We start from the raw sequence: 11790 nt of genomic DNA on the forward strand, positions 1-11790 counted from the left end.
CCCCAAAGTGGGGCGGGTTTTGCTCTTTTTTGTATTTCAAACCTTGTAGACGATTCTTGATTCATATATAGTGTTGAAGATTTCGAATGAGGAGGTTACTTATATGAGAAGATTTCTGTTAGTTCTGATTGTAGTTTCTCTTGTCAGTGTTTTTGCGTTTGCCGAACCCGAGGTAAAACTCGGTTTGCCTGTCGTAATCACTTCTGCCGGTCAGAGCGCAGAGGTTGAAACAGTCAACTATGTTGCCGATGAAGTCGGCCTGAAGTACGACTACTGTGACGTTCTTTCCAAGGATGAGCTTGCGGCTGGAGTTGGACTCGGTGGAGCCAAGTCAGCAATAGGAAAGCACGTCACGACGCTTTCTCCCGATCCCGAAGGTACTAAGTTCCAGTCTCTGTTACTCGTTCTTGGCGCCAGCCTTAAAGGCATGGGCGCTTCCGGTCTCTCAGTTGACACGGAAGTTGACAGACTCAAGGATCTTATAGAATATGCGAAGGCAAACAAAATAAAGATTGTTGCAGTTGCTATTGGAGGAGAGATTCAAAGAGGTCTTCCAGGAAGTCCGATCGAAGTTATTATCGACACCGTCGTTCCCCATGCTGACGTATTCATAGTTACAAAGGATTCAAATGGCGATGGGAAGTTCACGAAGGCGGCGGAAGCCAGAAACGTTCCAATAGTAGAGATCGATTCTGCATTTGATCTTCTCGATACTTTTACACAGGTATTTGGCTTGTAGTTTCTTGGTGGCCGGCGCAATAGTTTTATCTACCGCGCCGGCTCCAATTAAAGGGGGTAATCAGATTGTCAGCTGATGCAATATACATGCAAACGATCATAGCAGGAATAGTTATGGTTGGAGCCTATGCCGTCGGGAAGTTTCTGAAATTTTCAACCGAACTATGTATGTTTGTCGCAGTAATCGGTGGTGCCATTGCCGGGGGAGCGGGATTTGATACTTTCAGACATATTGCCGAAGGATCGGTAACCTACCTCGACATTGGACTAATTTTCGTGTTTGCAACGATATTTATGAACATCATCAAGGAATCGGGTGGAACGAATTACATAGTAAGAAAGATAATAGGTGCCTTCCACAACAAGAGAATACTGATGCTGATACTTCTCATGCTTGTGATTCTTGTTCCCGGTGCCCTAACAGGTGCCGGAAGCATCTCGGTCCTGGTTGTTGGAGGAACGGTTGCGGCCGCTCTCAACGCAATGGGACTTTCGAAGGTGAGAATCTCGGCGTTGATTTTCATTGTCGCGGGTTTGAGTGCCGCTGCTCCGCCAGTTAACATCTGGGCGATGATGACCTGTGCCGGAACGGCCATTCCTTACGTTGGATTTACGATGCCTCTTCTCATACCGGTCCTGATTCTTGGGCTTTTCACCGTGCTGTTTTTTGGACGCGGGGCAGGAAATATCGACAAAGAAAAGGCTCTCAAAGAGATTCCCGATCCAAAAGGACTCTCCGGATGGAGTGTTGGAGTACCTTTCCTTGTCTTGATCTTCCTGCTTGGAGCTCCTAGAATCTGGCCATTTGATTTCCCGGTCCTCGGATTGCCTCTGGTATTTGCAATCTGTGCTTTGGTAGCATGGCTTATGAACTTCAAGAGAGTTGATATATTGAAGGTCAGCAGAGAAACGGTCGCTCAATTGACGCCGCTCATAGCGACTACCGCTGTCGTCGGTATGCTGATACAGGTGATGAGTTTTAACGGTGTCAAAGGCTTGATTTCCATGTGGATTGTGACTGCTCCTCTCGCGATCGTCTGGATTCTCCTTCCTTTCATAATACCAATATCGGAAGGTCTCCTGACGTATGGTGGTGCTACGGTAATTGGCATACCTCTTATATGGATGTTGAACTCGAACGGGATCAACCCGGTAATCGTTCTGGCAGGACTGAGTTTACTGTGGCCTCTTGGGGATGGATTGCCCCCGACTGCGCTTATTGGGCGCTTGACGGTTAGCACAGTAGGTTACAAAGGCTCATATGGCTCATTCTTGAAAGAATGCGTGGTGCCCTGGATAGCCATAACTGTCGTTGCAATGATACTGGTTATCTTTGCAAATAAATTCAACTTCCTGATGATGGTAGGTTGAGGAGGAGGTGTCGTCATGACTTTGATAATGTTTCTGTATTATGTGATGACAGCCTATGTGGTAGGCATGCTTATCTGGAACTTCATAAAGACGAAGGATATAAACAGCGAAATCTTATATGCACTGGCTCTCTTGCCCCTCATTCTCAGATTGCTTAGAATGAGGTAGGAGGGATATTATGATGAGAAAACTATTGATACTGGTTGTTCTGGCACTTATTGTCTTGGCGGGCGGAATACCTTTGTACATACAGAGGAGTTACAAGGAAGAAGTAGTCGCCGGGCCGAGCGTGACAGACGTCTTCAAGCTAAGCAAGTATTTCGACGGAATCAAAGGAACCATTGCCGATACCGACGTCTTTGAGCTTAAAGGAGCAGAAGAGGGTGGAAAGACGCTGATAATCGCGGGAACCCATGCAAATGAACCCTCTGCTGCCTTACTCGCCTATTTCTTCATAGAAAATCTGGAAGTCGAAAAGGGAACAATTTACGTAATCCCCCATTTCAACCGAAGCGGTTCTCTCGGGCCGCAGCCCGGTGGCGGTTTCCCGCTCTATTACTTCGTTGATACTCCCTGGGGTGAAAAGAAATTCAGAATGGGCGATCGAGGCTTCCAGGCACTCGACCAGTGGCCCGATCCAGATGTATATGTTCACTATCCAGACGGCCAGTTGTTGTCCTATATCGATGCAAGAAACACAAACAGATCTTGGCCGGGAAGACCCGATGGCTACCTTGCGGAAAAGGTTTCCTTTGCAGCAATGGAGATGATCCGTAATGAAGGAATTGACGTGGTTATCGATCTTCATGAGGCAGAGGCAATGTATCCAGTAACAAACTGTATAGTTGCTCCCGAGAAGTCAATGCCCTACGCGATAGGAGCTGCGTTCTATGTAAAGGGAAGGGAGAAATTCGAAAACCATGTGGAATCTTCACCGGCGGGTTACAGGGGTCTTTCTCATAGAGAGATCGGAGATTGGTCAGACGCATACCCCTTCTTACTGGAATCTCCTGGTGTGCACTTAGATCAGATTACGGCAGCGAAAACTCCTGAGCTGATCATAGACGGAATAGACCCGTTTGTACTGAAGGCCGGCGAAAAGGGACTGCTTTTCGTTCCATATGACGAAAACGGATTCTCTATGGACAGAAGAGTTGGACAGCATTCTTCTGTCATACAGGAGATTTTGTCTCAGTGGACGAAGAAGAATCCAGATCGCGGCTTCAAAGTCTCGGCTCCGAAACATGCGGACATTGTTGAAAATGGTCTCGGGTTTTATTTCAAAGATCCTTCTGAGGCGGATGAAGATAAGGTCTTTCTCCAGTAGGATTTTGTCTAGGCTGAATGAGTGCATGCGTTATCGAGGACGCATGCACTTTTTTAGTTTTCGTCACGGTTTCGTTATTATTCTTCTTGAATAATCCGCCCCAGCTGCAGCAGATCGTCGACTATGTAGTCGACGTCTATCGAAGGTTTCGACCCATCTTGCGAAAAGAAGCAGGTTTTTGTTCCCGCATCCCTTGCGGCCATCACATCGAGATCTCTGTCGCCAATGGAGAGAGTTGATTCCGGTTTTAATCTGTGTCTTCTAATCGTGCTTACGAAAGCATCTGGATCGGGCTTTCTTTTGAATCCGCTTTCTTTTGTGACAATTTCACTGAATAAGGAGGTCATCTCGAAGTAATCTAGCAGTTTGAAGGCTGTCCTTCTAGCTCGATGAGTAATTATTAGATTCACTCCACCATCTCTCTTAATTCTTGAGCATACCTCACGGGCACCACTGAATGGAGGCTGTTCGACTGGATCCAGTTCTTCCTCCATTCTTTGGAAGTCCTTGTAGAAAGCGTAATCAACTCCACGATCTAGATAAAAATCTACGGCCTTTCCCAGCGTTTCTTTCATCAGCGAGAGTATCTCATCTTCAGAAGCACCGTATCCGTGAATTGCCAGAGACTGCTTGAATAGTCTTACCATGGCGGGATAGGTGTTAAACAAGGAACCATCGAAATCCCATATTAAATTTTCAATCATCGCCTTCACAGCCGCTGAATCTGTTGCAAACCTGGAGGACAGAAGGAACCTGACTTAAAGAGGTTAAGACGAAGTCCGCGCTGGTCTTTACGAAATCCTTATCTGGATTGAAAAGGCACGTCGCTATTCCCGCTCTCTTTCCAGCCTCTATATCGATCTCTCTGTCACCTATCGTCAAGACTCTCTCTCTCTCAAGGCCGTATTTGTCAATTATGTACATTATTGCTTGAGGATCAGGCTTTCTCGCAAAGCCGCTATCCGCAGATACGATTTCGGAGAAGAGATCGAGCATATTGTAGTAATTGAGAAGTTTGGTCATGGAGTAGTTGCTTCTATGACTGAAAAGGAAATTGCTGCCGCCGTTCCTGTTGATCTTCACACAAATCTCCTTCGCGTTATCAAATGGCGGCTGTTTCTCGGGTTGCAGAAGGTTTTCTATGCGGTAGAAATCCTCAAGGAAGCCATTCATCAGCTTATATTTGTTGACAAAATAGCTTGCAGCTTTCGATGTCGACTCCTTGAGCTTTTCAAGAATTTCATCTATTGAGGCTTTGACATCATACTTCTCGAGAACTTCCTGAAATACCTTTGCTGCAGCTGGGTAAGTATCGAAAAGTGTACCTCCGAAATCCCAAATCACGTAATCATACATAGTACTTCCCCTTTCTTGGATCTAAATCAATAATAAACGCTTTTGGGGATTTCGTCCTGTCGGATATCTTAAGAATCCTGGGTTTCTTCAAGATATCTTACCCTTGATGCAGCGATTATTTCCAACGTTTCTTCCCTTCTTACCCAGCCCTCGATACCCGTTTTCTTCTTTTCGAGATCCTTGTATACGGAGAAGAAATGCTCTATCTCTTTCAGCAGATGAGGCGGAACATCATCGAGAGTCTCAATGTAATTCCAGACCGGATCATGAATCGGAACACAAAGGACCTTTTCATCGGGTCCCTTCTCGTCCCACATCTTGAATGCGCCTATGGGCTTCGCTTCTATTAGACAGCCAGGAAAGGTTGGCTCCCACAGCAAAACCATCGCATCGAGCGGGTCTTCATCCTCGGCAAGCGTATTGAGGATGAAGCCATAATCCATTGGATAATGGACCGCAGAAAACAGCGTCCTGTCGAATCTTATTCTTTGAAACTTCTTGTCGTATTCGTACTTGTTCCTGCTCCCTTTCGGAATCTCTATCATTATGTCCAGTACTATTTCTTCCTGCAAAGCTGTCACCTCCACAACAATTATGCCAGAAAGACCACAGCCTCTGATTATCATAAAAGAAGAACCCCATAAGGGGTTCTTCTAAACCGATTTCAAAACAGTCTTACCTATTGTTAAACAAGAATACCCAGGCAGCAGCGTCTTCGCCGTTGATCTTCCCGTCCTTGGGGAAGGAAATGTCGCAAGCGGTTATGTCGTCTGCTTCCGTAGAACCGATCTTTTCAACTAGATATTCGAAATCCTTCGTATCAACAACGCCATCGCTATTGACGTCAAGATCGTCACCTTCGTGATGAGCGAGATCATCGAATATTGGCAGGTACATCTCTCTTTTTTCAATTTCCCAGAAGCCCAGCTGCCCACTTTCATATTGTTCTTCACTGATAGCCGGAATCACGAAGTAACCACCGTCTCCCCAGTCGTAGGCCCAGGAGTTCTTTATTATCCAGAACGTGGTGGTTGTGAAAACCGGCGAGGCCGCTTGTGTTGGATCGACATATGTGTAGCTTTCGATCTCTTCGTCCAGGACAGGAGTTGCATCTGGATTTGTCTTGCCAGCTAGAATAATATCGTCGAGATCTGTGGCACTTGCCCATCCGACCAGAGTAACTGCATGTCCGCCCGTACTATAATCTCCTTCTACTGGAGTATATATACCCTTTGAATAGTAGTTGAAACTATACGGAACTGAGAAAGCGACGGCAAGAGATCCATAATCTGAAAGCGCTGTCTTGATCATGTTCAAATAGTCTTCATAGCTGTACCCTAGCTCAGCTGCCGATGTGGATGGAGGGATCATAACGGTTCGGGACGACTTCAAGAGCGGAGCATTGTATGCCGAGGGAGGCAGAGGGACTTCCTCCCTGGGGTCCAAATAGACTTCAGAATACGGGGCATACTCTTCTTCCATCATTCCGTACCTAATTAGGTTGTACATTGCAAAATAACTGTTACCGCCCTCAAGGCTGTTCTTATCCTGAACATAACTGTCAGGGGAAAAACTGTAGATATCCCGGTCTATGTTGTGATAAGTTCCCCATCGTTCCGAATAATCGAAGGTGTTATCAACGTTGCCGTTCATTCCGAAAGACTGCACCGCCAAAGCGCTCTCAAAAGAGCCCACAGTGGCAAAAGACCAGCAGCTTCCATGAATGAACTGATCTCTTATAGGTTCGAGTCTTACAAAACTGCTCTCGGCTACTACGCGAGGTTCCAGAAGCACGAAAGTCGACATCATAAGATCATCAGTAGTTGTCATTCCCTGTATAGAGAATTCATCCATCTCTTCTATGTATGCCAACCTCAAATACTCGATGAATCTCTCGCGCACTTCATCTGGAAGGTCTATGTAGCCATTGAGTTTCTCGAATATCGCTTCTACGTCACCAATGTTCGCTGTTTCCAGTTTAGCAACGAAGCTCTCTTCTAGATCTGCTTTCCAGCTGAGATTCATTCTTGATATCGCTGAGTTGATTTCCGTCTCTATGGATACTACCTGAGTTGCAACGTTAGCAGTTGCAAACGAGTATAAGAACAAAACCGAAAGTAATGCTACCAATATTTTCTTCATGGTCATCCCCCCTTTACTCCAAGAAGACAATCGGTTCGTGATCAACTATGAAACCGTCAACCGAACCATTGTCTACATCTCTGAAAGCGGGATTTGGTAAATCGGGATAAGTGCCGTACGTATCCCAGTAACCTTCGTACGCCAGTCCCACGGCAATGAGTTCACCTTCGAAATCTTCAGGAACCGAGAAAGTGAGAGTTGCGAAGACATCGTCGGCCGCTTCGGCTTCATCTGCCCCGTTTAGGAAGGCTTTGTAAAGGGTGACTGCCTCATCACTACTCTTGAATGTTCCAACATCCTTCAGACCTGCCATGAAGTTTCCGAATTCGACGCTTTCGAGAACCAAACCTTCGCTGTTCCACAGAGAGAGTTGAATATATCTGACATCATACAGATCGGCAAAACTCGCAACATTCTCTGTCAAGACACTAACCGTAAACGAATCGCCGGGTCCTATATCACCGTCGGGAGTTGAAAGGCTGATCACAGGCTTTTCATCCGAGTCATACCTCTCCCGTAAGGCAAAGGCCTTGTAAGCTTCTCCGTAGTCGTTAAGAGTGTATCCGAAAACGTGAGCTTCTACCCATCTCGCGTAAACTGTGTTAAGATCAAATCCCACTTCAGCAAACTTGTAGAACAAGACATATCCGCTGTAAGGACCTTCAACACCGGCATAGTATGCCCTTATCGATTTCTCGCCATACTCGAATCCATAAGGCACCCATAGCGTATCATAATCTATCAAATAACCAGGAAGATACACATATGTCTGAAGATCGGGCCTGTCATTTGGTATTTCTTCCCATGTGTCATACATGCCATCATCATCGGTGTCGAGCAGGTTTAGCCGCTTCCTTACCGTTACCTCTTCGGCAGGTACAATTTCCTCTGAGGCAGTCTTGTAAAACCTGATGCCGAAATCCTCATCTTCGATATACTGGAAATAGTCGCTGTAGTCAAAGTACATTAATCCAGCTCCAGACTGGAAGAGCTCTCTCTTAAGATTCGTGGCTTTGAAAGAAATCGTCTCTTTCGATTGAGCACCCATCGAATCGGTTGCTACAACCTCTGCGACGTACTTTCCTTCTTCGTCCAGAGCGTACATCGCTTCGCCGGTGTCTACCACAGACAGAACTTCATCCCCATTTCTGTAGAGCTTGAACTGAGAAGTTACTTCCGTGTCATCAAAGTCAGTTGTTTCCCACTCGAAAGTGACAAGCGTCATCGGAGCAATTTCCTGCCCTTCCGAAACGGAGCCTGTCAACGATATTACCGGTGGATTGTTGATCTTAAAGCAGCCGGAGACAAATAGCATGAATCCCAGCAGAAGAGTAATCAACAACGTTTTCTTCATTCTCTTACCCCCTTTTCAAAGATTTCGCGTTCAAACAATTATACATTCACAGGCGCCAATTCTGAAAACCCCCATTTCTGAACAATTCTGCTTTCATGGCTTGAGAACATGATTTTTCGCTTTGTCTAGATCCTACCTGACACCATCGGAGAATCTCTGAAAAACTCCGATAAACGACTCGTCAACATGCTTTTCAATGAAGAGATTTGCTTCACTTTCAACCGGGTTCTTCATCCCAAATTCAGTAACACTCCCATGTTATAATCCATCTAAATTGCTTTTCTCAGGCTTCATATTCAATTGTGGAGGTAACACATGTACGATTTCAGGGCGATCGAAAAGAAATGGCAGGAATATTACGCTAAGGAGAAACCATTCAATATAGACCTTGAAAAGGCCGAACGACCATTCTACAACCTCATGATGTTTCCCTATCCCTCCGCAGCGGGGCTTCACATAGGAAATATGTTTTCCTTCATAGGTTCGGATGTATATGGAAGGTTCATGAAACTGAAGGGCTATGATGTATTTGAACCGATCGGCTTCGATGCCTTTGGAATTCACAGCGAGAACTACGCTTTGAAAGTTGGGAAACATCCCGCAGAACTCACCCCAAAGAGCATAGAGTATTTCAGAGAAGAGCAGCTGAAAAAGATCGGGAACATCTTCGACTGGAACAGCGAAGCGATTACCTCCTCTCCAGAGTACTACAAGTGGACGCAGTGGATATTCATACAGTTATTCAAGAATGGACTTGCAGAAAAGCGCTCTTCAAATGTGAACTGGTGTCCATCGTGCAAAACGGTGCTTGCTGATGAACAGGTTATCGATGGCCGTTGTGAACGGTGCAACAGCGAAGTTGAGAAGCGTGAGATGAGTCAGTGGTTCTTCAAGATCACAGAATACGCAGAGAAGCTGCTGTCTAACCTGGAGAAGCTTGACTGGACCGATACGACCAAAAATCTTCAGCGGGCCTGGATAGGCAAATCCTCCGGAGCTACGATCTCTTTTGAAGTATCCGGAATGAATGAGAAGATAGATGTTTTTACAACCCGTCCAGATACGATATTTGGAGTAACTTACATAGTTGTTGCTCCTGAATATGGTCTGGTCAGTAAGCTAATCACGCCCTCAACACTGCAGGCCTTTGAAAACTTCAAAGAAGAAGTCAAGAACATGGATCTTGCCACGAGAACATCTATTTCGCGCCCCAAGAATGGAATATTCACCGGATCTTACGCCGTTCACCCTCTTACAGGTGAGGAGCTTCCAATATGGATAGGAGATTACGTTCTGGCAGAATACGGAACGGGCGCTGTTATGGCCGTTCCGGCACACGACGAGAGAGATTATGTCTTTGCGAAGAAGTATGGACTGGAGATAAAACAGGTTATCGAATGTGATCCCTCACAGTTGCCCTATACTGAGAAGGGAAAGATGATCAACAGCGGAAAGTATTCGGACATGCTCAGCGCTGACTTCATCGAGAGGATAGATGAAGTGAGCGAGAGTATAAAGGGTTCGGTAAACTACCACCTTCATGATTGGTGCATCTCGAGGCAACGCTATTGGGGTCCGCCAATTCCGATTGTGTACTGTGATAAGTGTGGAACGGTTCCGGTACCTGAAGATCAGTTGCCGGTAACTCTACCAAATACCGATGATTACATACCGGACGGAAGCGGGAAGTCTCCTTTGGCAAAGAATGAAGAGTTTGTCAACACGATTTGTCCTGTTTGCGGTGGACCGGCTAGACGAGAGACCGATGTATCCGACAATTTCCTTGATTCGGCTTGGTACTATCTGAGATACCTCTCACCGAACGATAACAGTGCACCTTTTGATGATGGGCTGGTTCAAAAGTGGTGCCCGGTCGATATGTATATAGGGGGAAATGAACACGCTACCCTGCACCTCATGTACTCGAGATTTCTTTCAATGGCACTTCACGATATGGGTTTTCTTCCTTTTGAAGAGCCATTCGCCTCATTCAGAGGTCACGGGCTCATAATTAAGGACGGCGAGAAGATGTCGAAGTCCAAGGGCAACATTGTCAATCCAAACGAATATTTTGAGAGCCATGGAGTAGATGCCCTCAGGACATATCTGATGTTCATGGGTACGTTTCTTGAAGGAGGAGACTTCAGGGACAGCGGGATGGACGCTATGAGGAGGTTTCTCAATCGTGTATGGGACATTGCTACTATGCCCGAAGGGAGAAGTTCTACCGAGTTGAAGATAAAGATGTCAGAGACTGTAGAGAAAGTAGATTATTCAGTCAAGAACATCAAGCCGAACACCGCAATTGCCGCTATCATGGAGTTTGTTAATGAAGCTTCGAAAGAGGTTTCTATTGAAAGACAGCTTGTCATAGATATGGCAAAGCTTCTTTCTCCATTTGCACCGTTTGTCTGTGAAGAGATTTACAGTATGAAGGGTGGAAAGAAGAAGACGATTCTTGACGATGGATTCCCATATGGTTATGAGAAGTACGCATCTATGGCCAAGACGGAATTGCCTGTCCAGATCACTGGAAAGATGAGGGGGAAAGTCGTGCTTCCTCAGAACGCATCCCAGGAAGAGGCGATGGAAGCGGTAATGGCTGATGAAAAGCTCTCAAAAATGCTTGAAGGAAAGTCAATAAGAAAGATCATCTACGTTCAAGACAAGATAATCAACATAATTATTTGAACGCAGTAAACAATATTCTGTTCTGAATACAAAAATGGAGAGCCAGTTGCTCTCCATTGTCTTCCATAGATTCATCTTCATTTTGATAAAGGGTTTCGCGAAACAAAAATACTGGTATTCCCGTATCTTGCATGGTGTCTTACGAGCCTGAACCCAGCCTTTTCTAGAACTGCTTGTTGATTATCTATGGAAAGTGGCAGATCGAAGTGATAGAAACCGTCAGGTAAGTTACTCTCGCTTTTCAGAGACCCGTATCTGTTGAGCAACTCCATCTCCTCAATCGCAGTACCGACAACGTAAACGGCTTCGATATATGTTCTATTACCCCCCGGACTGCGGAAAACCTTCCTGTAGAGCGATAGCTTTTGTTCTTGTCCGAAGTGGTGCATCGATTGAACCGAAATGGCAACGTCGAATCCCTCCACCGGCAATTCGACTTCGAAATAGGAACCGGCAACAAATTCGTGGTTCCCTTCTTGCCTTCGTATTTGCTTCTAAGATTTTCGAGGATCTTCTCTGATAGGTCGATGCCGGTTACCCTGGCCGTGGAATTCAATTTGAATATCTCGTCAATTTCCAGGCCCGTCCCGCAACCGAGATAAAGTATCCTGATTCCTGTAGTAACTGGAACTAGCCTTGCCATTTCTCTGTAGAATGCAGCCGATTCCTTGACATTGTTTTTCATGTGGGATTCGCATGAATAGGCTCCTCTATCGAAGAAAGCTCTCATTGTTTCCAAGTAACGGCTCATTTTCTCTCGCTCCGTTTTTTTGCTTCTTTGGCAGGTCAATCTGCTTTCTTATATTATAGA

Annotated in this window: 11 protein-coding genes; 5 read left to right on the top strand and 6 right to left on the bottom strand. The window is 45.7% G+C overall.

The features are described from left to right. Positions 1-103 precede the first annotated feature (103 nt). The 4 genes from V513_RS00155 to V513_RS00165 all read left to right on the top strand — a co-directional run bounded on the left by V513_RS00155 (position 104) and on the right by V513_RS00165 (position 3436). A complete protein-coding gene (locus tag V513_RS00155; protein WP_014731411.1) occupies positions 104-739 on the top strand; it encodes a DUF6305 family protein in 636 nt (211 codons plus the stop codon). Between the two features lie 65 nt (positions 740-804). Further along, positions 805-2109, top strand: a complete 1305-nt coding sequence (locus V513_RS00160; RefSeq protein ID WP_014731412.1) for a TRAP-type C4-dicarboxylate transport system, large permease component — start codon at positions 805-807, stop codon at positions 2107-2109. 15 nt (positions 2110-2124) lie between these two features. Then, the gene (locus V513_RS13790) at positions 2125-2277 is read left to right on the top strand and encodes a hypothetical protein (RefSeq protein WP_006488088.1); all 153 of its coding nucleotides are present in this window, start codon (positions 2125-2127) and stop codon (positions 2275-2277) included. Between the two features lie 10 nt (positions 2278-2287). Then, a complete protein-coding gene (locus V513_RS00165; protein WP_099771181.1) occupies positions 2288-3436 on the top strand; it encodes a succinylglutamate desuccinylase in 1149 nt (382 codons plus the stop codon). A 77-nt stretch (positions 3437-3513) separates the two neighbouring features. On the opposite strand, the gene V513_RS00170 is transcribed toward V513_RS00165, so the two are convergent. The 5 genes from V513_RS00170 to V513_RS00190 all read right to left on the bottom strand — a co-directional run bounded on the left by V513_RS00170 (position 3514) and on the right by V513_RS00190 (position 8288). Beyond that, the gene (locus tag V513_RS00170) at positions 3514-4140 is read right to left on the bottom strand and encodes an HAD hydrolase-like protein (protein WP_099771182.1); all 627 of its coding nucleotides are present in this window, start codon (positions 4138-4140) and stop codon (positions 3514-3516) included. Further along, positions 4133-4792 (bottom strand): HAD-IA family hydrolase, encoded by a 660-nt coding sequence (locus V513_RS00175; RefSeq protein ID WP_099771183.1) that lies wholly within the window; start codon positions 4790-4792, stop codon positions 4133-4135. The genes V513_RS00170 and V513_RS00175 overlap by 8 nt, the downstream gene beginning before the upstream one ends. A 68-nt stretch (positions 4793-4860) precedes the next feature. Then, complete coding sequence (locus V513_RS00180; RefSeq protein WP_257211832.1) at positions 4861-5418, bottom strand: inorganic diphosphatase; 558 nt, start codon at positions 5416-5418, stop codon at positions 4861-4863. A gap of 49 nt (positions 5419-5467) precedes the next feature. Next, positions 5468-6934, bottom strand: a complete 1467-nt coding sequence (locus V513_RS00185) for a C1 family peptidase (protein ID WP_180274794.1) — start codon at positions 6932-6934, stop codon at positions 5468-5470. 13 nt (positions 6935-6947) lie between these two features. Further along, positions 6948-8288, bottom strand: coding sequence for a hypothetical protein (locus V513_RS00190; RefSeq protein WP_099771185.1), 1341 nt, complete (start codon positions 8286-8288; stop codon positions 6948-6950). Between the two features lie 315 nt (positions 8289-8603). On the opposite strand from V513_RS00190, the gene leuS reads away from it, so the two are divergent. After that, positions 8604-10979, top strand: a complete 2376-nt coding sequence (gene leuS, locus V513_RS00195; RefSeq protein ID WP_099771186.1) for a leucine--tRNA ligase — start codon at positions 8604-8606, stop codon at positions 10977-10979. 241 nt (positions 10980-11220) lie between these two features. On the opposite strand, the gene V513_RS00200 is transcribed toward leuS, so the two are convergent. Further along, on the bottom strand, positions 11221-11730 hold the full coding sequence (locus V513_RS00200) for a class I SAM-dependent methyltransferase (RefSeq protein WP_099771187.1): 510 nt from the start codon (positions 11728-11730) through the stop codon (positions 11221-11223). Positions 11731-11790: the final 60 nt, after the last annotated feature.

It is taken from the genome of Mesotoga sp. H07.pep.5.3 (assembly GCF_002752615.1).
In the GTDB taxonomy this organism is placed as follows: domain Bacteria; phylum Thermotogota; class Thermotogae; order Petrotogales; family Kosmotogaceae; genus Mesotoga; species Mesotoga prima.